15 protein-coding genes are annotated in these 23642 nt (G+C 35.4%); 9 read left to right on the top strand and 6 right to left on the bottom strand.

The genetic code is table 11. The features are described from left to right. Window position 1 precedes the first annotated feature (1 nt). The 4 genes from HRU50_RS14095 to HRU50_RS14080 are packed head-to-tail and all read left to right on the top strand — an operon-like array spanning window position 2 to window position 2232. Complete coding sequence (locus HRU50_RS14095; RefSeq protein ID WP_296351746.1) at window positions 2-331, top strand: MerR family transcriptional regulator; 330 nt, start codon at window positions 2-4, stop codon at window positions 329-331. A 13-nt stretch (window positions 332-344) separates the two neighbouring features. Next, window positions 345-932 carry a LemA family protein gene (locus tag HRU50_RS14090; protein ID WP_296351745.1) on the top strand — a complete coding sequence of 196 codons (588 nt, stop codon included), beginning with the start codon at window positions 345-347 and terminating at the stop codon, window positions 930-932. An 11-nt stretch (window positions 933-943) separates the two neighbouring features. Continuing rightward, the gene (locus HRU50_RS14085) at window positions 944-1381 is read left to right on the top strand and encodes a TPM domain-containing protein (protein ID WP_296351744.1); all 438 of its coding nucleotides are present in this window, start codon (window positions 944-946) and stop codon (window positions 1379-1381) included. Further along, the gene (locus HRU50_RS14080) at window positions 1381-2232 is read left to right on the top strand and encodes a YgcG family protein (RefSeq protein WP_296351743.1); all 852 of its coding nucleotides are present in this window, start codon (window positions 1381-1383) and stop codon (window positions 2230-2232) included. Before HRU50_RS14085 ends, HRU50_RS14080 begins: the two co-directional genes overlap by 1 nt. 68 nt (window positions 2233-2300) lie before the next feature. On the opposite strand, the gene HRU50_RS14075 is transcribed toward HRU50_RS14080, so the two are convergent. Both HRU50_RS14075 and der read right to left on the bottom strand, forming a co-directional pair. Then, complete coding sequence (locus HRU50_RS14075; RefSeq protein WP_296351742.1) at window positions 2301-5078, bottom strand: outer membrane beta-barrel protein; 2778 nt, start codon at window positions 5076-5078, stop codon at window positions 2301-2303. A 271-nt stretch (window positions 5079-5349) separates the two neighbouring features. After that, window positions 5350-6654 (bottom strand): ribosome biogenesis GTPase Der, encoded by a 1305-nt coding sequence (gene der, locus HRU50_RS14070; protein WP_296351741.1) that lies wholly within the window; start codon window positions 6652-6654, stop codon window positions 5350-5352. Between the two features lie 139 nt (window positions 6655-6793). Here der and HRU50_RS14065 point away from each other — a divergent pair, with 139 nt between their 5' ends. Then, a complete protein-coding gene (locus HRU50_RS14065; protein WP_296351740.1) occupies window positions 6794-7312 on the top strand; it encodes a GTP-binding protein in 519 nt (172 codons plus the stop codon). Between the two features lie 123 nt (window positions 7313-7435). Next, the gene (locus HRU50_RS14060; RefSeq protein ID WP_296351739.1) at window positions 7436-7966 is read left to right on the top strand and encodes a hypothetical protein; all 531 of its coding nucleotides are present in this window, start codon (window positions 7436-7438) and stop codon (window positions 7964-7966) included. A gap of 9 nt (window positions 7967-7975) precedes the next feature. Here the strand turns inward: HRU50_RS14060 and era are convergent, their stop codons facing one another. The 4 genes from era to HRU50_RS14040 all read right to left on the bottom strand — a co-directional run bounded on the left by era (window position 7976) and on the right by HRU50_RS14040 (window position 17579). After that, the gene (gene era, locus HRU50_RS14055) at window positions 7976-8860 is read right to left on the bottom strand and encodes a GTPase Era (RefSeq protein ID WP_296351738.1); all 885 of its coding nucleotides are present in this window, start codon (window positions 8858-8860) and stop codon (window positions 7976-7978) included. Window positions 8861-8886: 26 nt separating this feature from the next. Beyond that, complete coding sequence (locus HRU50_RS14050; RefSeq protein WP_296351737.1) at window positions 8887-9345, bottom strand: RNA methyltransferase; 459 nt, start codon at window positions 9343-9345, stop codon at window positions 8887-8889. A gap of 72 nt (window positions 9346-9417) precedes the next feature. Next, window positions 9418-15996 (bottom strand): Ig-like domain-containing protein, encoded by a 6579-nt coding sequence (locus HRU50_RS14045; RefSeq protein WP_296351736.1) that lies wholly within the window; start codon window positions 15994-15996, stop codon window positions 9418-9420. Window positions 15997-16055: 59 nt separating this feature from the next. Continuing rightward, window positions 16056-17579 (bottom strand): hypothetical protein, encoded by a 1524-nt coding sequence (locus HRU50_RS14040; RefSeq protein WP_296351735.1) that lies wholly within the window; start codon window positions 17577-17579, stop codon window positions 16056-16058. Between the two features lie 781 nt (window positions 17580-18360). Between HRU50_RS14040 and HRU50_RS14035 the strand changes: the two genes are divergently transcribed. The 3 genes from HRU50_RS14035 to HRU50_RS14025 are packed head-to-tail and all read left to right on the top strand — an operon-like array spanning window position 18361 to window position 23639. After that, window positions 18361-22242, top strand: a complete 3882-nt coding sequence (locus tag HRU50_RS14035) for a response regulator (protein WP_296351734.1) — start codon at window positions 18361-18363, stop codon at window positions 22240-22242. A gap of 1 nt (window position 22243) precedes the next feature. Beyond that, window positions 22244-23080 carry a protein-glutamate O-methyltransferase CheR gene (locus HRU50_RS14030; protein WP_296351733.1) on the top strand — a complete coding sequence of 279 codons (837 nt, stop codon included), beginning with the start codon at window positions 22244-22246 and terminating at the stop codon, window positions 23078-23080. Next, window positions 23073-23639 (top strand): chemotaxis protein CheB, encoded by a 567-nt coding sequence (locus HRU50_RS14025; protein ID WP_296351732.1) that lies wholly within the window; start codon window positions 23073-23075, stop codon window positions 23637-23639. Before HRU50_RS14030 ends, HRU50_RS14025 begins: the two co-directional genes overlap by 8 nt. Window positions 23640-23642: the final 3 nt, after the last annotated feature.

Below are 23642 nucleotides of genomic sequence, written 5' to 3'. Positions count from 1 at the left end.
TATGCATATAGATTTACCTGAAAAACGTTATTACGGCATTGGCGAAGTGGCAAAAGCATTTAATGTTAATACATCATTAATACGTTTTTGGGAAAAAGAATTTGACGTTATTAAGCCTAAGAAAAATGCAAAAGGTAACAGAAAATTTACGCCAGAAGACATCAAAAACCTTAAGTTTATATACCATTTAGTTAAAGAACGTGGTTTTACTTTAGAAGGTGCAAAAACACATTTAAAAGAAGAGAAAAAACAAGCCTTAGAAAAGTTTGAAATCATTGAAAAACTTGAAAACATTAAAGCTCAACTGATTAAAATAAAAACACAACTTTAAAAACTTATCAATCATGAAAAAATGGATCTTACCAATTGTTCTAATAGCATTAATTGGATTTTGGGGTATTGGAGTCTACAATAATGCTGTAACTTTAGATGAAGATGTGAGCGAAGCATGGTCTAATGTAGAAAGCAGTTACCAGCGTAGAAATGATCTTATTGGTAATCTCGTTAAAACAGTACAAGGTGCGGCAGATTTTGAAAAGAGTACCTTAACAGCAGTTATTGAAGCAAGAGCAAAAGCGACTTCAATTAGTATCGACCCAACTAATATTACTCCAGAAAAACTTGCTGAGTTTAACAAGGTACAAGGTGGTTTGTCAGGTGCCTTAAAAAGTTTATTAGTTACTGTAGAGCGCTATCCTGATTTAAAGGCAAACCAAAATTTTATAGAACTTCAAAGTCAACTTGAAGGTACTGAAAACAGAATTGATGTTGCCAGAACACGATTCAACAAAAAAGTTAAACCATATAATAGCTACATTAGAAGTTTCCCTAAAAGCTTCATCGCGAGTATGACTGGTTTTGAAAAGAAAGCATATTTTGAAGCGGAAGATGGCGCTGAGGAAGCACCTGATGTAAACTTCGATTTCAACTAGAAGATATTACTATGCCACATCTTGAAGATTTCCTTACAAAGGAAGAAGAACAGGAAATCGTTGACGCTATTCGTATTGCAGAACGTAACACTTCTGGTGAAATCCGTGTACATATTGAACAAAACTGTGACATGGATGTTTATGAACATGCACTTGAAGTGTTTCATTATCTCAAAATGGACAATACAAAACAACAAAATGGTGTGCTTATTTATGTGGCGGTTGACAATAAGACCTTTGTTATTTATGGTGACAAAGGCATAAATGACGTGGTAGGTGAAACTTTCTGGAATTCTACGCGAGACAACATAGCTTCTCAATTTAAACAAGGAAACTTTAAACAAGGTCTCATTAATGGTGTTACCGAAGCAGGCAAAGTATTGTCACAATATTTTCCTTGGGAACATGGTGATACAAATGAACTTGACAATACAATTTCTAAAGGCTAATGAAACTATTAAAACACATCATTTTTAAGCTCATTGTTGTTATTGGCTTATTGGGTTTTAATACAATTAATGCACAATATGAAATTCCACCTAAACCTACCAACCCAGATGATATTAAAGAGAATTTTATAGTATTTGATGAAATTGAACTTCTAAAGAAAACTGAAAAAGAATACCTTAGACAGAAACTAATTAGATATGCAGATACAACTTCCACACAGATTGTAATGGCAATAATAAGTTCCACAAAAGGTGAATACATCAATTATTTAGGAGCGCAATGGGGAGAAGCTTGGGGAATTGGTCAAGAAGACAAAGACAATGGTATATTAATTATACTAGCAAAAGACGATCGGAAAATCGGCATAAATACAGGTAAAGGCGTAGAACATCTTTTAACCGATGCTATGAGTAAGCGTATCATCAATAGAGATATTGTGCCTTACTTTAAACAAGGTGACTATTACGGCGGACTTAACCGCGCTGCAGATGCCATTTTTGAGGTCATGACAGGTGAATATCAAGGCACAAGACAAAGTAATACTAGTGATTTTCCGGTAGTTGTATTTTTTGTGCTATTTGTGATTTTTATCGTTTTTGTTATTGCCATTTCAAATCATAGAAAAGGTGGCAAAGGAGGTAATAATCGTGGCGGTAATAGTGACGATGCTAGAAGCATTTTAGAAGCAATTATTCTAAGTAATATGGGTCGTGGCAGGTATTCTAGAAGATCTGGCGGCTTTGGTGGTTTTGGCGGAGGTAGTTCTGGTGGCAGTTTTGGTGGCGGAGGCTTTGGTGGTGGCTTTGGTGGTGGTAGTTTTGGCGGCGGCGGAGCTTCAGGTGGATGGTAATCTTTAGTGTAAAGTCATTAGTCTTAAGTAAAAAGTACTATGAGAGGTAATGCAGAAAGTATACATATCTAAAAGAAAAACATTGGTCCATCATTAACCTTGCCTTTATCTCCTAAACTATTGAACTTATAACTAAAACTCAACATAAAAAATCTTCGTAATACGGTACTCTGAGTATCTTGTATAAAATTAGCATTAGCACTTCTTCTCGCATTATTATTTTGATTTAATAAGTCATAGGCTTTTAAAGTGACTGTAGCTTTATCGTTTAAGAAGCTATATGCTAAAGTAGAATTCCAAAACCAGACACTTCTTTGAAATCCAGGTGCAACATTAGGATTATAATTGTAATTAATATCATTTCTCCATTCAAACTTTTTAGGAACAAACAATGCTGTGTTTATTCGAAGATTATGACTTAAAAACTCTTGATCTTCAAAATCTGGAAGGTTAAACGTATTTCTGGTAAACGACACACGATAATTTGGACTAATCTCTAAGACTTTCTTCCAATTGAAAGTTAAGCGCATGTTTGGTGTAAATGACACATTTCTCGAAGCAAATTGTATATCGTTATTAAAATTAACATTTCTACTCATATTTCCCCAAGTCCCAACTCTAATATTCAATTCTCTAACAGAATCTAACTTTACCTTTTTACTGTAACTCATACTACCACTTACTCTGTAGTTACCGTTGACATTGGTGTAGGTTGTATTTCTTACAAAATTATTATCTACTGTAGTTCTTGCAACAACTTGATTGTTAGTAATATCTAGATTTAAATAGCTGTAAAAACCTGTACCCTTTTGAAAGTCAAAACTGTTGTAACCGGTATAAAGGCTATGACTATTTGCTGGTTCTAGATTAGGGTTACCAGTAACCGTATTTAAAGGATCTGATACATCTTGAAAAGGCTGTAACTGACTGATTTCTGGAGGTCTATTACTTAAACTATAACCGCCATACATCGATGCTTTATCACTAAACTTAAAGAAAAAATTAGATCCTAACTCAACCGCTTCAAAGGTTTCTTTTAAACTTAATTCTGGTCTTAACTGATCTCTATTCTCTAACGTTCTAAATACGTAACCTGTTTCTAAACTAAATGACCAATCGTCTTTTCTATACACTAAATCTAGTGAAGGTGTTGTTCTTATATTAAAAAATCTAAAATCTGTACTTAATTCCGTATTGAAAAGACTATACTGATCTGTATTAGTATCTACATCAAAAGTACTATTAACGTTATTTCTATTATCAGATAGATGACTAATCTTAGCATCTATAAAAAACGTTTTAGGTATTATTGGTAATCTAAACGTGGATCCTAACCGCAGTCTATTAAATTTAGACTCTGATTCTGTAAATTGATCTCTAAGTATATCTTCTTCATTTGGATCTTCAATTAAAGTCTCTGAACGCAAAAAGCTCTCTCTATCTGTTCTATTAAATTGGGTTTCGAAATTAAACTTAAGGAAACTTCCTTTATCACCAAATCTTTTAGTAACATCTATATCATTACTAAAGTTTCTAACCGTAGATTCACTAAAATTACTTACAGATGATGAGTTACTTAAAATATTATTAATATCAAATGTCTCTTCTGAATTTTCGCTTATCTGTTGTGATAATCCGAATCTAAATGACGGTCTAATATTTACTAAAAAGGTGGAATCAATTTCAATATCAAATTCTGAATTAAAACTATGATTAGAATTATCACTTAAAGATTTACCTCTCGAGTTTGTAAAAAACCTAGTGTCTGGTAAGATATTCTCTCGGTCTACCTTTGTTTCATTTTCAGAGTCACTTTCTGTGTAAAAATAGTCAGCTGAAATATCAACTCCTTTAGATAATACATCTGCATAATTTGCACCAACATTTTTAGAAGTCACTATACCTTGACCACCACCAAATGAACGTCCATCAATAGAAAATGCCCCATTACTTGATACACTAATAGAATTGCCACCACCAAACATTTTCTGTATTTCACCAAAACTAAAACCTGGTGAATTGGTGTTATTTCCACCTGCAAGCACACTAAGGCGCCTGTCATTATCAAAAAAATTAATCAAACCAGCAAATTCCCAGCGATCATCAGTGCCTTTACCTGCAGAAACTCTACCAAATTGTCCTTTATTATTTTCTTCTTTTATGGTTAGATTAATGGTTTTATTTTCTTTATCACCTTCTTCACCAGAGAAAGCTTCCGACTTTGTTTTGGTATCTACTATTTGTACTTTCTCAATAATATCTTTGGTAAGGTTACGAGTTGTAATAGTAGGGTCATCCCCAAAAAAAGGTTTACCATTTACTAATATTTTATTAACCGGTTTACCATTTACCGTAATTTGACCTTCATCATCTACCTCAACACCCGGCAATTTTTTAAGTAAATCTTCTACACTCGCATCCTTTTTAGTTTTAAATGAACTTACGTTAAATTCCAGTGTATCCTTTTTAATAGTTATTGGTGCCTTAGACTTAATTAAAACCTCTCCCAATTGATTATCATCAACTGCCATATAAATGGTTTTCAAATCAATTTCCTTTTTGTCAATGGTAATTTCTTTTAAATACGTTTTATATCCCACATAGGAGATATATAAATTCAATGTATTATCGTAGGTTGAGTTTTCTAATTTAAACTTACCTTCTTTGTCAGAGATTGTATAAGTTACTACACTACTATCTTTTAGTCGCTCTAAATAAATAGTCGCAGACTCCAAAGCCTCTTTAGTGTCGGCTGCTTTTAATATTCCTGAAATTTCAAAGGATTTACTTTGAGAAAAAATTGCAAATGAAGATAGCAATGTAAAAACTAAAAGTAGTTTTTTCATGTTGATTTTGATTGATGGTTTGTTGTAGCTAAACGCTTAACGGAAAATTACGCAAATTCGTATGAAAATTCTTCTGTATATGAAAAAATTAACGTTTTAAAGTGAAATGATTAAAGAACGCTCATTAATCACTATTACTTGACGATCACTTTACTCACAATTCTTTTTAGAGTTTTAAAACTTAAAAGAGTTGTTACAAATTCAACTTCTAGAATTTACAACATTGATATCTAATTAGTAGAATCTATTAAAAACAGGTGACAAATACATTCTATTTTTTACGCATATACACACTAACTGGCACACCATTAAAGTCGAAATGTTCTCGTAATTGATTTTCTAGAAAGCGTTTATACGGATCCTTAACATATTGAGGCAAATTACAGAAAAATGCAAACTGAGGTTGTGGTGTTGGGAGCTGCATAATATACTTAATCTTTACATACTTTCCTTTGTATGCTGGAGGTGGATTATTCTCAATTATTGGTAACAAGGTCTCATTAAGTACACTTGTTTTAATACCCTTAGATCTGTTTTTATAAACCTCAACAGCAGTTTCTATTGCCTTAAAAATACGTTGCTTATTTAGTACAGAAATGAACACAATTGGTACATCTGTAAATGGTGCAATTTCTTTACGGATATGTTGTTCATATTCTTTAGCCGTTTTGGTATTCTTTTCTACTAAATCCCATTTATTAACCAGAACAACTATACCTTTTCTGTTACGTTCTGCCAACCAAAATATGTTTTGCACTTGTCCGTCAAACCCACGTGTTGCATCAAGAACTAGTAAACAAACATCGCAGTGTTCTATTGCTCTTACACTTCGCATTACAGAGTAAAACTCTAAGTCTTCTTTTACTTTAGACTTACGACGAATTCCTGCGGTGTCTACCAGATTGAATTCAAATCCAAAACGATTGTATTTTGTATCTATAGAATCTCTCGTGGTTCCTGCAATATCAGTCACAATATATCTATCCTCACCAATCAATGCATTTATAAAAGATGACTTACCTGCATTTGGTCTTCCTACAACAGCAAATCTTGGTAATACTTCTTCTTCTACTTCCTCTTTTTCTGGTAAGGCTTCAACAACAGCGTCTAGTAAATCACCTGTACCGCTGCCATTTATACTTGCTATTGTATAATATTCACCTAAACCCAAAGCGTAGAATTCAACCGCATCTTCGGCTCGTTTATTATTGTCTACTTTATTAACTACCAAAAAGACAGGTTTATCAACTTTTCTAAGTAAGTTCGCAACATCTTCGTCCATACCAGTAACACCATCTTCAACATCTACCATAAAGATGATCGCGTCTGCTTCATCAATAGCTAACTCAACTTGTTTATCTATTTCAGCTTCAAAAATATCATCACTACCAACGACATATCCACCTGTATCAATAAGTGAAAACTCTTTGCCATTCCAGTCGGTTTTACCATAGTGACGATCTCTTGTTACACCACTCACTGCATCAACAATGGCCTCTCTTCTTTGAATCAAACGATTAAAAAAAGTAGATTTTCCAACATTTGGACGTCCTACAACTGCAACTATATTTCCCATAATCTAAAATATTGCCGCAAAGGTAGCATATAATATGAGAATACAATGCCGGCTTTTCACTAGTATTTGAAGTAGAATCAAATCCGTTTGAAAAGGTTAAACAAAAATTTGTACATTGATATCACTAAGACAATCAACCATGGAACTCTCTAATGAAATCATCTTAAGACCTCGGTTTAAGTTTAATGTCAATGAGCCAAATGAAGATCTATTGACTTTATTTGAAGATTCTGGTAAAAAACAGAATAATTTTATTGTGACCAGAGTTGATGATCATGTGTTCATTAAAATACCTAAAGACAAACAACATTTTTGGTCTCCTCAACTACATTTAGAAATCAATGAAGACTACGATAAAAAAGAGCTCAGTACCATTTATGGTTTATTTGGACCAAACCCAACAGTCTGGACCATGTTTATGTTTTTTCATTTTGTAGTTGCTGGTTTCTTTATAGGTTTTGCTATTTGGGCTTATGTCAATTGGTCTTTAGAGTCAAGTTATGCCATTCAGTTATTTACAACCTTACTAATGGTGGTGATTTGGTTTGCGCTGTATTTTAGCGGTCGTTTAGGAAAAAAGGCTGGTATGAGTCAGATGCATGAATTGCATCATTTTATGCGAGATACTTTAAGAAGTAAAGACATTCATGCCATATAAATTCATAACATGTGATTTTTATTTTTTGTCATATCAAACACTTCAAATTAAATTTATAAAACACTGATATTTATCAGTAAATCATTCATAAAGTAGACCTACTTTTGAAGTAAAATATGTCGCATGAAACCTCTTATGGTAGCTTTGATACTGACCCTATTTACTACAAACTTCAATTTTGCCCAAGAACATTATATAAAAGAATCAGCTAGCCATGAACCTAGGCACAGAGTTGCTTTTATTCTAGGACATTCTTTTATTTCTATTGATAATCATAACACTTTATCTATACCAACATTTGGTTTAGACTATGAATATTGGCTTGGTGATCATTGGGGTATTGGAATCTTTAGTGATGTTGAATTAATTACTAAAGAAGTTAGTTTATCGTTACATGACATAGATATTGAGAGACAATATCCTCTTGTGGTAACCTTAGACGCCTTATGGAGTCCAATTGAACATTGGGAATTGGTTTTTGGCCCAGGTATTATTTCTGAACAAGGAGACATTGAACCTTTAGTGCGAATTGGTGTGGAACACGACCTTGCATTGCATAATCACTGGGATGTACCTATTAACTTGTTTTATGACAAAAAGTTTGATGGCAATTATGCGATTTCAATTGGTTTAGGTATCGCAAAGAGATTTTAGTTATTACGCCTATTTTTGATTATAACCAAAACGTCTTAATTGTTTCATACTAGAACGCCAATTTTTATTGACTTTTACATAAAGTTCCAAATGAACTTGTTTTCCGAAGAATTTTTCTAGATCTTTCCTAGCTTCCATTCCAACACGCTTTAATGCTGAACCCTTATGACCTATAATAATGCCTTTTTGAGTATCTCGCTCAACCATAATCACTGATCGCATTCTAATGATGTCCTCTTCTTCATGAAATTCTTCAGTATCAATTTCTACAGCATATGGAATTTCTTTTTTGTAATGCAACAAGATTTTTTCACGAATAGCTTCATTCACAAAAAAACGTTCAGGTTTATCCGTTAATTGATCTTTAGGATAAAATGGTGGTGATTCTGGCAGTAATTCTACAATTCTTTCAAATACATTTTGAACGTTGAACCCATTAAGCGCTGAAATAGGATAAAACTCAGCATTAGGTACTTTACTTTGCCATAACTCTGCTTGCTCCTCTAACTGCTCTTGATTAGAATTATCTATTTTATTTAACAGTAGTAATACCGGAATTTTAGAATTAGTAATTTTCTTGAAGAACGCTTCATCCTTAAGTTCCTTTTCCCCTATTTCTACCATGTACACCAAAACATCAGCATCTTCAAAAGCAGACTTAACGAAGTCCATCATAGATTCTTGTAACTGATACGCAGGTTTAATAATGCCAGGTGTATCACTGAGCACCATTTGAAAATCCTCTCCATTAACAATCCCTAAAATACGATGTCTAGTGGTTTGTGCTTTTGAAGTTATAATAGAAAGCTTTTCACCTATAAATGCATTCATTAAGGTAGACTTTCCCACATTAGGATTACCAATAATATTTACAAAACCTGCTTTATGAGCCATACTTGTGATTTTTGTTACGGGCAAAGTTACGACCTTGGTTTGTTTATTCCTCTATCATACATCACAATACTACCTGCAACAGACACATTAAGGCTTAACTGCGATTTAAACTTGACCAAAAAATGGCTTTTCTCAATAGCCTCTTTTGTTAAACCATGATCTTCAGCACCTAATAAATACACACAACGTCTCGGATGATGAAAAGTTTCCAGATCTTCAGCTTTATCTGTTAACTCCACGCCTACAATTCTTGCACCTTTAGGCAAATTATTGTAAAAGTCTTCAAAACTTTCATAATGAAAATAAGGCATTGCTTTTACGGCATTATGTGTGTCGCATGCTTGCTTGGCATAACGGTTTCCTATTGTAAAAATAAAACTAGCGCCAAGATTCTGTGCTGATCGCCATAACACACCAAGATTTTCAGGTGTTTTTCCATTTTGAATACCAATACCAAAAAATTCGTTTGTGAAGTTGTCTAACATAATGCAAAAGTAAAAGCCTTTGACATGACATCAAAGGCTTTATAACTTATTTCATTTTTAATCGATAGTCATCTACCTAATAATCACTCTTTTTATAAATTCTTGCTCACCTTGTTTTAGTTTTACAATATAAACAGCTGTATTAAGATGAGATACTTCAATGCGATGCTCTTCTTGAGATGTATTTAAATTACGAGACAACACAAGTCTACCTTGAACATCGAATAAATCTAAAGTTGTTTTACTTGATAAAATTCCACTAACAACAAGCCCGTTCACAGCGTCTACATATATATTGATATTTGATAAATCATTATCTCTGATACCCAATGACTGATTTCCTAATCTCAAATAAAATCGTCCCACACCTTGAATATTTGTATTTGGAGTCATTACATAATTACCAGTATTTAGCAAAGTGGATGTGCCTTCTAAAGTATCGTCTAAATAGACCTCAACAGACTGCGGTAATGTAGATTCAAGAATACTAAATGTTAATTGTTCACCTTGACTAGCATTAACTCCTAAAGGAATTGAAACTTCTGAAATATCTAGCGTATTAATGGATTGTAGTGCTATAGGCGCACCTAAATTGTCTTCCACTAAATGAGAATAAATACTAAAGCTAGGTGCTGAATCACCAAATAATTGAGCATCATAACCATCATCAAATCCTAATGTTGCGACGTCATTAACATAAAACTCAGTATGATATGTTTTGTCTATGGCACTCAAGTTTAGTTTTAAAAATGATAAGTCATTATTTCTTCCTGAAATGAAATCATCAGACGACCCAATAGCACACATCGCTTTGGTAAACTCTAAATCGTGAGCCCCAACCAATGTAGCATCAGCACTTACAAAAAAGCCTTGACCAGGTGCAATTACTGTAGAAGGTGTTGTATTAGCTAAATTATAAATAGTCCATCCATCTGATGCATCGCCATCGTGACCATATATTGCCTTAATCCCTGTACTCAATAAATCTATATTGGTTACACCACTGCCAACATCATGATTAAAAAAAGATTGAACATTTAAATATGATGGATAAGGATTACCTACTAAATTCCAATTCGCAAATGCTGGTCCAGAATTAATAATATCTACTGCTACTGTATTAGCAGGTAAATCACCTGTAAATGCCAAGGTCTGTCCACTCTCTGTGGCTGACCTGTAACCAATTCCGCTAGTTAAAGTTGCAATAGTACTATTATCATAATTCTCGTAAGCACCTGTAGTTTTATCAAAAGGCGCAAACGCATATACTGTTCCATTATCTAAAAGTGGTGTTGCATTGGCACTTAAGAAACTTGCCCATGTCTGACCTGATAACGGGGCAGAAACTAAATCATTTCCTAAAGCTGTAGAATTGACAAATCTATTATAGGTTGTGTTGCCAGCTACATTTAAAGCACCATCTACCAATAAACTTGAATAGCTTGTAGATGTTGATTGCAAATCTAAATCACCAGAGATATTTAAAGTTTCGCCAACATCAACAGTTAAACTAGATCCTGCAGCAACCTCCATGTTATTTATAGAAGCCGTTGCCGGTAACTCAGGTTTAGTTATGACATCGGGAATAACGATATCTGAACACGTACCTGGCACTGCATTAGGACTCCAGTTTAATGGATCATTCCAGTCTGAAGATTCTGCGCCCGTCCAAGTTACCGTAGCAATTGCTGAAATAGTGACATCCTGTGTAGAACTATTTGGGCAATTACCAGTAGTAGTATAGGTTATAGTATAAGTTCCTGCTGTTGAAGCACTAATATCAATTTCACCTGTGGAAGTATTAAGGCTTAGGCCAGCAGTTGACGAAAATGTACCACCTGTTAAACCTGATACCGTCGGTGTTGGGTCTGAAGCATTATCACAATACTCTGCTGCATCATAGGCAAAAGTCACATCACAAGCTAAAGTCGTAAAGGTCTCTACACCGCCGTAAAACGTGCCTTTAGAGGTTATAGCATACGCTTGGTAATAATAATCAGTATTAATAGTTAAACCGGAAATCGTTTCGTTAAAGACACCTGTACCTGTACCATTAGTATCTTGTGTTACTCCAAGCTCACCAATTTCTGGTGTGGTATCTGTGGTAGAATAGACAATACCTCGATCGGTTACAGCAGTACCACCATTATAGGTAATGTTTCCGCCAAGGGTTGCAGAAACGCCTGTAATATCTGTTGCCACCGCAGTACTTAACTCGGCATCGTCTATTGGCGCGGATAACATTACACGATCTGTACCATTACTAGAAACGGCTACAAAACGACCTTCACCATAAACCACATCATACCAAGCATTGTCTACTGCGGAGCTAAGTGTTGTCCAAGTAGAACCATCCGTAGAAGTAACAACTTGTCCACTAGCAGCACCTGTCCAAGCAACCGCAATAAAACGTCCACTGCCATAGGTCACATATTGATAATCTCTATTTGGACTTGATGCTGAATCAAACCACTCTTCACCATCATCGGAGTACATGATATGATTGGAATCTGAGCCAGTCCAAGCTACAGCCACAAAACGGCCATTACCATAGGAGACATCCCACCAGGTATTAGCACTCGTAGTTGTACTCATTGTCCAGTTGATACCGTCATCAGAATACATGGTTTTACTTGTATTAGAACCACCAGAAGCTACAGCCACGTAACGTCCATTACCATAGGTAACCCCAACCCAATCCCTGTTATGGGCAGTTTCAGCTGTCCAAGTGACACCATTGGTCGAGTGCATCACTTGATTATGCTCTCTTGCTACGGCTACAAATTTTCCATCGCCATAGGTAATACCGTACCAATCTTGAGTTTCATCATATTCTGAAGTAGGTACTGCTGTCCAATTGATACCATCATCAGAGTACATCACACGTTCATTGGTGGTACTATTAGAATCACGATTTGATCCTACTGCTACAAAACGCCCATTACCATAAGTAATTTCACGCCACTCATTTGCTGGTGCACCTGAGCCTGCAAACCACTGCCTACCATTGTCAGAATACATCACACGATTGGTACCTGTAACTGCTACTGCTACAAATCGGCCTCCTCCATAGGTAATAGAATACCATTCGTTAGCCTCAGTTGCAGATGCTGAAGTCCAAGTATCACCTGTGGTAATATCTGTAGTTTCTACGGTAAACGAAAAGGCCTCTTTGTCTGATAACGTACCTGATTCTATATTAGTAATGTAAGGGCTCAATTCTACATGGATCACTTCTTGTGCTGTAAAATCTGAAGTAGGATTAAAAGTGGCTACATTTCCATTAACACTCCAAACTCCAGCTATATCCCCAGATTGTTGACCACGCACCACAGCATTAGTACTCGTAAAACTAGAGATATCTGGTTCTGAATTAAAGGTTAATTCGATATTTGAGTTTGCTGCCACATTTATAGCATTAGCCAATGGTGTCGAAGAACTAAAACTAAAATCGGATTGTGACACCATAACTCTGTTGCTTCCTGTTTCTGCAACAGCTACAAATTTGCCTTCACCATAAGTAACACCATACCATGCGTTAGCTTCAGCAGAGGTTGAATCAGTCCAATTAACACCATCTGTAGAATAGACTACTTGTCCGCTAGCGGCTCCTGTATAAGCCACTGCCACGAAACGCCCACCTCCATAGGTAACACCAAGGAATGTTCTGTTATTAGAAGAACTATTAGACCAATTAATGCCATCATCAGAATACATAATACTATTAGTGGCATTGTCAAATGATACAGCTACAAAACGACCATTTCCATAGGTCACATCCCACCAACCTGCAAATTCAGTGGCCAATGCACCCGTCCAGTTAATACCATCATCTGAATACATGACATCGTTTGAATTATCTCCTATAGCGACGAATCGTCCATTACCATATGTTACAGAGACCCAATCTTCGGTGGATTCAGCGTCTGTTCCCATCCAGGTAATACCATCATTTGAATACATTGCCCTGTTAGCGCCATAAGCCACCGCAACAAACTTCCCTTCACCATAAGTAACACCATACCAAAAAAGATTCTCTGGTACAGAGACAGCCGTCCAATTGATACCATCATCTGAGTACATTACACGATTGGTACCTGAAGATGCTACCGCTACAAAACGTCCATTACCATAAGTGACTTTACGCCATAAATTAGCTGGTGCGCCTGAGCCTGCAAACCATTGTACACCATTGTCGGAATACATCACCCTATTACTACCATCAATTGCGACCGCAACAAAGCGCCCATTACCGTAAGCAACAGATCTCCAGGAGTTTGCTTCGGTTGCTGCCACCGCTTCCCATGTTCCTGTTTCACCTAAATTAGTTGGAGTGGTTGCCACCGTAAAGGAAAAGGCATTGGTACCCGTTAAAGTCGCCCCGTTAGTGCCTGCTAAATTACTGGTAAGCTCTACATGTATGACTTCTCTTGCTGTAAAATCTGAGGTAGGATTAAAGGTGGCTACATTGCTGTTAACACTCCATACACCAGCTATATCACCCGACTGCTGACCACGAACAATAGCATTTGTGGTATTAAATGTTGTCCCATCTGCAGTGGTATCAAAAGTCAATTCTATATTAGAACTAGCATCTATATTTACCGCATTTGCTGCTGGTACATTGCTGCTTAAAGTAAATGTCGCTGGACTACGATAGATAGCGTAGGCATTATCATCGGTTAAACCTTCACCACTTAAATCAGACGTTTCATCAAAATTATAGCGTACATTACTTAACCCACCTACAAAAGCTGTTAAGCCTGTAGAGCTCGCTTCACTTCCACTAAACAATTTTGCTCTTGCTGTACTTGGAAATGTTAAGGTAGGACTTCCGCTTATTATTATATCGCCACCAGTACCTGTGCCAGCCAACTCCGTTCTACCAGCATTAAGAGTAATGGCATCATCTGAGGTAGAAGTTGTATTTACATTCTGTGCAAGCGTTACATCTCCACTTTCAGTTTCTATAAGCATGGTATCACTAGAGAAGAATCCGCTTAGCGAACCCACTGTACCAATTTGTAAGGCATCTGCATCTCTATATGCCAAAGTTCCCAAGCGCGTTCCACTTTCACCACCAGCAATAGTAGCTATATTGTTAGCGCTATCTTGTAAGATAAAATTACCTGTACCCGCTAGGCTTAAGTTATTTGCTGATATGGCGGCCGATTGCGTCACATTTCCTGTAGCTTGCAGATGAATAGTACTACTAGTCGCGGTAAGTGTATTGCTTAGTGCAATATCACCACCATAAATTGAAATAGGACCTGAAATTGACTGAGTACTTGAAATTGTAATATCTTGTACATTAGCTAACTTACCAATAGTTAACCCAGTCAAATTGCTTCCTACTGCAAGGTTAGACAGCGGCCATGATAATGTCGAAGAAAAACTGTTGGTATAAGGTTCTATCGTTACAGTTCCCGTTGTGGTTAAACTGTTGGAATTTGAGGTTGCAAAACTATCGCCTTGCATAAGGACATTGCCACCATAGTTAGCGCTTCCGATCGTTGCATTATCTAAGAAAATAGATTCACTTCCTGAACCACCACCTGGTGTACCTACAATAGAAATAGCCCCAGAATTATCATCTCCAATAGTTGTATTACTAAAAGTCACACCATCACTATTATCAGAACCATTAGCACCATGAAATCCAGTAATAGAAATATCTCCACCATCAGTCGCAACGGTAACACCTGTTACAAAAACAACACCTCGTAACCCTATGACGTTATTCACTCCTCCTGTACCTTCAATTGTAATGGTACCAGTACCTCCAGCAAGTATTTGTGCATTAGAAGCAAAAGCAATTCCCTGACTGTAAGAGCCTAAATTCGCGCCTCCAGCAAATCCTGTTAAATTAACATCTCCACCATTAGAAATAATATCACCATCTGTTGAATTAATACCATGGCAACTGCCATTAACACCATTGTTAGATAAACCACCATATCCTGTGATGGTTATATCACCTGTTCCACCGGCCTCTATTTGGTAATTGCCAATATTAACACCATGTCTTTGACCCTGACTAGTTGTATTACCTCCACGAGCTAAAATGGTAATGTTACCGTTACTTGAAGTAGAAATATTAGCTCCAATATCAACTCCTATTGTATTTTGACTTAAGAAGCTCCCTGTGTCGCCATCTAATAAAATATTCCCAACAGCGGACATGGCTTGATTTATCTGAATGGATCCACCATAAACTGATATCGGCCCATTAACTGTAATAGCCGTCGTCTCATGTACAATAGTTTCAGTGTTTGTAGATTTACCAATGGTTAAAGCCGACATGATTTGGCTGTTTTGATTCCAATTGAAGCTGCCTGTAGACATATCACTTGTAAAACTATCACTTGAACCAGATAACCAAGAGACCGCACCAGTTGTTGCAATTTGAGGTTTAGCACCACTGGCAAAGTCGTATTCATCAAACTCTATATTAATGGCGCTATTACTTGTGGTGATTGCTGTCGCTGCTTTAGATCCTACATAAAGATCATTATTCAGAAATAGACGTCCGTTGGCTACACCACCAAGTTGCCCACCTTTTAAGGCTATTGGCCCATCAACCGCCAAAATGTTTGTAGGTCCTCTAAAAACGGCATCATAAAAACTAGCTCTAGAATTACCAGTATTCACAGTTATACCGCCGCCAGAAGCGGTCGCAAAAACATTGAGTGTATTTAAGCCTTCTACTTCTATACCATAAGCTTGCCCTGAGATGCCTGCAGAAAAGCCGTTGATGGTAATGCATTGGCATTGGTATTTGCCGATTGGATAGTAAAATCACTTGCGGTTGAGTTATTCCACCATAGAATTCCAGCTATAGCATTGCCAGCTGATGTTTGACTATAGCCATCTAATAGTATTGTTCCTGTACCACTATTAACAACTCCAGAAATAACATTGAAAAACATCACACCCGCGGCACCTGTTGCAGCACCAACTGAAGCAGCATAACTTTTTCCTTTTAAGCTAATGCTACCTCCTCCAGAATTAAGATTATTACTGACATCTACACGGATACCTTCTGTTAATGAACCATTAGAGGATCCCATAGCGTAGCCAGTTGCTGAAGCGTTTTCGCCACCCAAAGTAATATCACCACCATTGGTAGTTATGGACAAGCCGGCATTCATTCTTATAAATCCATTGACTGTAGTCTCGCCATCTGTTGCGTCGTCTACATTAGATGCAAATAGCACATCACCACCTTGTGTGGTCACCGTTAGTAACCCTAAAGCAGCAATACTGGTCGTTCCATTCAGGGTTAAAGAGGCATTTGCGTTGCTCACATTTAGGTTTGCAATTCCGAAGAGCACTGAATAGATTCCGGTATTTTTACCATCAATCGTTACGGCGCCTGCATTATTGATATTAAATGTATTATCACTCCTTACAGCCGTGTCTGCTCCATTTTGTTGTCCTCTAATAATAATCTCACCACCATCGGAGTCTATGGTAACATTGGCACGAATATCAACTGCTTCACCAGTATAACTACCTCTGTAGGCATAACCGTCAGGAATGCCATCTGCTGCAGTACCACCATTGCTGCCATCGTCCAGTCCACCAGCAATCACTATTTTCCCACCAGATGTACTAAGAATATTATTTCCTTGGAGGACAACTTCATTGTTGGCTTGACCAGAGGTTCTATTAGCCGCATTACTCCATATAATAATGTCGCTATTAGTTGTTGTAACATCAACTAAATTGGTGAAAATAATCCAGCCATTAGATAAATTAGAACCTGGCACATTTTCTGAAGCTTTAAGTATTATATCTGCCCCGCTTTGTGTAGACTCAACGTCTGCTAAAGTATAAACATAACCACCATTAAAAGTAATAGCACCAGCTATTGTTACACTTTGGTTGATGCGAATCTGTCCAGTATCCCCATCATTACCGATGGTCAATCCATTACCCGCAGTGCTTGATATAATACTTTCGCTAATCGTCACATCGAAATCTGTGGTATTACCTACTATCGTTAAGGAACCATTACCAAGTGCTGTTTCAACAGTTGAGGCATCTATACTGGCTGTTCCGGTTACCGTAAGTGTGGTTCCTGAAATACTCCAGTTGGTACCAGAAGTACCTGTTTGACCACCATTTTGAGTGGTTAAGGTTTGGGCGACTACATTAAAATTAAATAGGAAAGCTACAAACGTAAAAATACATACATTTTTATAGATCAGCTTAGCGTAAAGTGACTTCATAACTTATATGGAATTGAATTGATTATTAAAGAATTTCTTGATATTTAAATCTGACATTCCACAACATTACATTCCTCAAGTATTATCGAAAAGCGAACTTTTAACGATAAAATAAAACACTTTGTCTGATTATTTTACGAAAGTAGATGAATTTCAATTTTAAAAAGTTGACTTATGATAAAATAGAATACATAAAAGAGTAAACACAATTTTAAAAACTATCTAAGCTTCAAAATGACCTATAGTTCATGAATTGAGCATATAATAACTGTTACAGATTTTGAACTCATAGCGAACAAAACCAAGATCTAAATGTTGTGAGCATAACAAAAAAGGATTAAGATTATTTTGAGGTTGCCTAGTTTGAATTTCAACACTTTAGTATCACCGAAATATACTTTAGAAATTGATTAAAAACTTGATAGCAAATTAAGTCTACAATCTGCATTCAAAGTTTAAAAAACAATGCCGTTTAGAACACAACTAAGACCACCCTAAAACCTAAAAAATTACGCTTTTAAACGGTAAAATATTACACTTAATCTATTTTTTTAACCAAAAATGGCTAAAAATTGCCTTAAAAAATTATCCTATGTTAAAATAATCTGGTTAAAACGTGTTAAGATTATTAAATCTTTTTTTGTAGTTGTAAAAGTATCTATCTTGGAAGAAGGATTAGATTAAAACGGTGAAAATAAAGTCTCTTAATTATACTTCTTCGACACCTTTATTTAATGAAAATTCTAAAATTTTTTTCCAAAAAAAATAAACACCTACTATCATGAATAGTTCATTTCAAAAAGATGAAGATTTAAAAAGGTCAGAAGCTAAAACTAAAAGACTTCTACTATACAGTGCAGCAGGAGCATCATTTGCTATAATCGCTTCCTTACTTTCAACTTGGTTATTCAATTCAATCGGAATTATTCCTGCAATTATATCTCTAGTTATCACAGTGACATTCTTTATTCTGTGGCTTAATGCTCAAATAAAAGTAAATAGACTTGATAAATTAAATAAGGAAGTATATGACAGAAACTGGTTAAAAAGTCATTTAGCCGAATTATTTGATCAAACTAATGGACTTGATAATATTCAAATTATTAGTGAAAAAATTATATCAATTCTTAGTGCTCAACTAAATGCAGGCATTGGGGCATTTTATATTAATGAGAGTCTCTTTTCAAATGTTGATGACGATGATGATGTCATGGTACTCAAAGCCTCCTATGCTTTTAATGATAGAAAATCAGTTAAAACTAAATTTAATTTAGGTGAAGGCATTGTTGGACAAGTAGCGTTAGAAAAGAAAGCAATACGAATTACCAATGTACCTAAAGAATATATTAGCATACAATCAGGTGTTGGAACAACTCCACCAGAACAAATTGTTGTATTCCCAATTTTACACAATAAAGCGGTTGTAGCAATCGTAGAAATGGGATTTACATCTTCTCTTTCTCCATTAGAGGTAAGATATTTAGAAGAAATTGAAAAAGGACTTGGAATTTCAATACATGCAGTTATTGATAGAGCCAAAACAGAACAACTTTCAATTGAAGTTGAAAATAGAATTGAGGCTATCAATAGATCTAATGCAGCAATTGAATTTGATCTAGAGGGGAATATTTTAACGGCTAATCAACTGTTCCTAGATTTAATGGGATATAGCTTACAAGAAATTCAAGGAAAACATCATGCAATTTTTGTACATCCTGAGTATGCAAAAAGTAAAGATTACCTAAAGTTCTGGAAAGAATTAGCAAAAGGAGCTTTCAAAACAGACGAATTTACAAGGTATTCAAAAACAGGCAACGAAATATTTATACATGGTAGTTATAATCCACTTATTGGTTCTGATGGCAAACCTTATCGAATTATGAAGATTGCTACAGATATTACTGAATCTGTAGAGCAGCAGCGCAAAGCAGCACAATTATCTGTAGAAATTAACAACCAAATGGAGGCTATAAATCGTTCTAATGCGGTTATTGAGTTTGATTTGGAAGGGAATATTCAAAGAGCAAACGATATATTCTTAAATCTAATGGGTTATACATTAGATGAAATTGTTGGTAAACACCACTCAATATTTGTCGATAAAACTTATGCTAAAAGTGAGGAATATAAGGCATTTTGGGAATCATTTAGAGATGGTGAGTTTAGGACCGCAGAGTTTGAACGATTTACTAAAAAAGGAGAATCTGTCTGGATAAAGGGTAATTACAACCCTATTTTAGACTTAAAAGGAAATGCTTACAAAATTCTAAAAATAGTAACTGATATTACAGAAAGTAAACGTCAACAAGTTGCTTTAAATAGCGCAAACGAAAAATTACAAGAACAAGAACAAGAATTACGTGTTCAAAATGAAGAATTGACCGAACAAACACAGGCTTTACAGGCTTCCGAAGAAGAACTGAGAGTGCAGCAAGAAGAATTGGCTCAAGTAAATGCAGAATTAGAAGAAAAAGCATCTTTACTCGAAGAAAAAAACCAATCTGTTCAAGAACAAAATGCTGCATTAAAGCAAGCTCGTGAAGCATTAGGAATTAAAGCTAAAGAATTAGAAAACAGTAGTAAATACAAGTCTGAGTTTTTAGCCAATATGTCGCATGAATTGCGCACACCTTTAAATAGCATACTTATACTTTCTAAATTACTTATTGACAATAAGGATGAAAACTTAACCGAAAAGCAAATTGAATTTGCGAATGTAATTCAAAAGTCAGGATCTGACTTACTAACCCTTATCAATGAAGTTCTAGACTTAGCTAAGGTAGAATCTGGTAAAATTGAATTTGAAATAGAACAACATCAGATTAATAAACTTGCTAATGATATTGAAATGTCGTTTAAGGCGATTGCAGATGATAATAAAATAGATTTCGTACTACACTACGATGATAGCTTACCTGAACATATTTCTACTGATAAATTAAGATTAGATCAAGTTTTAAGAAATCTATTGAGTAACGCATTTAAGTTCACACCTGAGAATGGCACAATAGACTTAAGTTTTAAACAAACACTTTCAAGTCCTCGTTTTTACCAGAAACAACTACTTAAAAATGAGACTGTACTCGAAATTTCAGTGAAAGATAGTGGCATTGGTATTCCTGAAGATAAACACAATACTGTATTTCAGGCGTTCAAACAAGCCGATGGTTCTACACAGAGGAAATATGGAGGTACAGGTTTAGGCCTTTCTATTTCAAAAGAATTAATTGAAATGTTAGGTGGTGAAATTCATCTTGAAAGCGATCTAGGTAAAGGAGCTACGTTTACAATTTATCTTCCTTTTGAAAATCAAAAACAGGAAAAATCTAGTGAGGAAAAAACTAATGCCGATGATATAATTAAAGGATTACTCAATGACTCTGAAGAACAAGTTGAAGAGCATTCAACTTTTGGAGGCTTAGGTCAAACTTATGAGCCAATTATAGCAGATGATAGAAACATAATTTCAGATGCTGAAAAATCGGTATTAATTGTTGAAGATGATATACAGATTGCGAAAACATTACTTGACTTTGCAAGGAGAAAAGGGTTTGCAGGTATTGTAGTAAATGATGGTGAATTAGCACTTAAATACGTAGAAGCATACCAACCAAAATCTATCATCCTAGATATGAAACTACCTAGCTTAAATGGATGGGATGTTCTTAAAATGCTAAAAAATAGTCCGTATAAAAATATTCCTGTGCATGTGATGTCTGGTATGGATAAAAGTCAATTAGGATTAGACTTAGGCGCTGTTGATTATTTGGTGAAACCTATATCTGCCGAAACCTTAGATAATGTATTTGATAATATGAAGTTAAATACTTCTAAGGACTCCAAGCATGTATTAGTTATTGAAGATGACAAAGTGCAAAACCTCACCATCCAAGACATTATAAAGAAGAAAAATTTAAATTCCACCTCAGCCTTTAGTGGAAAAGAGGCTTTAGAATTCTTGAAAAAGAATAAGACAGATTTGATTATTCTAGATATAGGATTGCCTGATGTTGATGGAATTAGTCTTCTGAACAAAATAAGAGATAATCAATCAGAAATACCTGTTATTGTATTTACTGCAAGAGATCTTTCAAAGAAGGAGATAAGTCAAATTCAAAAACACAAGGAAACCTCTGTTGTTTTAAAAAGCAAAGAGTCTTACTCACGTCTTTTAGAAGAAACAGAATTATTCATGCATCAGATTGATAAATCACAAGATGATATAAAAATTAATGCAAACAGACCTCAACTGAGCAGTCAACAACTAAGTGACGCCGATAGTTTAGAAGGCAGAAAAGTACTTATGGTAGACGATGATATGCGTAATATTTATGCATTGCAAACCATATTAGAAGATCAAGGTATAGAAACTGTTGTAGCAACTAATGGATTCGAGGCTATTGAGGCAATGCAAGATCATAAAGATGTAGAAGCTGTCTTAATGGATATTATGATGCCTGAAATGGATGGTTATGAAGCCACAAAGAAGATCAGAGAAATGGGATATGAGGATCTTCCTATTATTGCATTAACAGCCAAGGCAATGAAAGGCGATAGAGAAAAAACTCTAGAGGCAGGCTTATCAGACTATATGAGTAAACCTTTAGATGTAGACAAACTATTATCCTTACTGAGAGTATGGTTATATAGAGAAACTGTTTAATATGACAATAACAAGCCTCTCAGATACCGACCTTGAACAAATGATTTCGATTTCAAAACACATTTTTGATTTCGACTTCTCAGGCTATGCCCCAGAATCATTAAAAAGACGTATGCTTCGTCTTATAGAAAAATGGGGGTTTTCTAGCATATATGAGTTTCAATATGCCATCACAAATGGGGAATTATCGAGAGAAACACTTCTCAATGAGATTACCGTTAATGTTACAGACATGTTTAGAGACCCGAAGGTTTTTTATAAAATAACCAAAGTAGTCTTTCCTTATTTGGAGTCATTCCCAGAGTTTAAGGTCTGGCATGCAGGTTGCTCTTCTGGTCAAGAGATGTATTCATTAGCCATACTTTTAAAGGAACACGGTCTATTAAAAAAAACACTTCAATATGGTACTGATATAAATACTGAAGTTCTTAAAACTGCTGAAAGTGGTATCTACAGTATTTCAGAGATGAGAAAATATTCAGCAAACTACCTCTCATCTGGCGGTCAGTTTAGCTTATCAGACTATTATACTGCAAAATATCAATTAGCAAAGATGAACTCAGAGTTAAAGAAGAAAATGGTATTCTCTAGCCATAACTTAGTAAAGAATCCAAGCTTCAACGAGTTTCAACTTATTATGTGCAGAAACGTACTTATTTATTTTGATAGAGATCTTCAAAACAAAGTACTATCTCTATTAATTGATAGTCTTGCACCTTATGGCTATTTGGTACTTGGAGACAAGGAGACTATAAGCTTTTATAAAAATAAAGAACAGCTAGAACTGGTGGACAAACAATATAAAATATATCGAAAGAAAGCAATAATAAGTGATTAACAAAATAATCATAATAGGTGGTTCTGCAGGCAGCTTATCTGCTGTTTTGCAACTGGTTGAAAAATGTCCTACAGATTTTGAGCCTCCTTTTGTTATTGTAGTACATCGCGGAAAAAACGACCAAAATGTTTTACTCGATTTACTCGCATCTAGATCAAAAAGACCAGTGATAGAAGTTGAACATTACGATCATTTAGAAAATGGAAATGTTTACCTAGCTCCAACAGATTATCATTTACTGGTTGGCACAGATCACCATCTAGAACTCGATTTAAGTGAAAAAGTATTATATAGTCGGCCTTCTATTGATGTAAGCTTTATCTCTTTTGCAAAAGTGTTTAAGGAAAACTTAATTGCTGTTGTTCTTTCTGGCGCTAATGAAGACGGTGCCAAAGGAGCAAAAGAAGTAATAAAACATAATGGGACTGTTATAGTGCAGGATCCAAACGATGCCGATGTAGACATCATGCCCCTAAGAACTCTAAAAATTAATCCAGAAATAACCAAAATAGTTCCCTCAAATGACATATTGAAAACCCTTACAGAAGCCTCTAATTAATAA

The organism is Winogradskyella sp., from assembly GCF_013213835.1.
GTDB lineage: Bacteria > Bacteroidota > Bacteroidia > Flavobacteriales > Flavobacteriaceae > Winogradskyella.
This window is presented reverse-complemented; position numbering and strand designations above follow the sequence as displayed.

Bases quoted from the DNA above. Each gene is read 5' to 3' on its own strand.
- era (WP_296351738.1), bottom strand. From the start codon at position 8,860: ATGGCTCATAAAGCAGGTTTTGTAAATATTATTGGTAATCCTAATGTG.
- HRU50_RS14095 (WP_296351746.1), top strand. From the start codon at position 2: ATGCATATAGATTTACCTGAAAAACGTTATTACGGCATTGGCGAAGTG.
- HRU50_RS14030 (WP_296351733.1), top strand. From the start codon at position 22,244: ATGACAATAACAAGCCTCTCAGATACCGACCTTGAACAAATGATTTCG.
- HRU50_RS14050 (WP_296351737.1), bottom strand. From the start codon at position 9,345: ATGTTAGACAACTTCACAAACGAATTTTTTGGTATTGGTATTCAAAAT.
- HRU50_RS14080 (WP_296351743.1), top strand. From the start codon at position 1,381: ATGAAACTATTAAAACACATCATTTTTAAGCTCATTGTTGTTATTGGC.
- HRU50_RS14085 (WP_296351744.1), top strand. From the start codon at position 944: ATGCCACATCTTGAAGATTTCCTTACAAAGGAAGAAGAACAGGAAATC.
- HRU50_RS14065 (WP_296351740.1), top strand. From the start codon at position 6,794: ATGGAACTCTCTAATGAAATCATCTTAAGACCTCGGTTTAAGTTTAAT.
- HRU50_RS14040 (WP_296351735.1), bottom strand. From the start codon at position 17,579: ATGAAGTCACTTTACGCTAAGCTGATCTATAAAAATGTATGTATTTTT.
- HRU50_RS14060 (WP_296351739.1), top strand. From the start codon at position 7,436: ATGAAACCTCTTATGGTAGCTTTGATACTGACCCTATTTACTACAAAC.
- HRU50_RS14035 (WP_296351734.1), top strand. From the start codon at position 18,361: ATGAATAGTTCATTTCAAAAAGATGAAGATTTAAAAAGGTCAGAAGCT.
- der (WP_296351741.1), bottom strand. From the start codon at position 6,654: ATGGGAAATATAGTTGCAGTTGTAGGACGTCCAAATGTTGGAAAATCT.
- HRU50_RS14075 (WP_296351742.1), bottom strand. From the start codon at position 5,078: ATGAAAAAACTACTTTTAGTTTTTACATTGCTATCTTCATTTGCAATT.
- HRU50_RS14090 (WP_296351745.1), top strand. From the start codon at position 345: ATGAAAAAATGGATCTTACCAATTGTTCTAATAGCATTAATTGGATTT.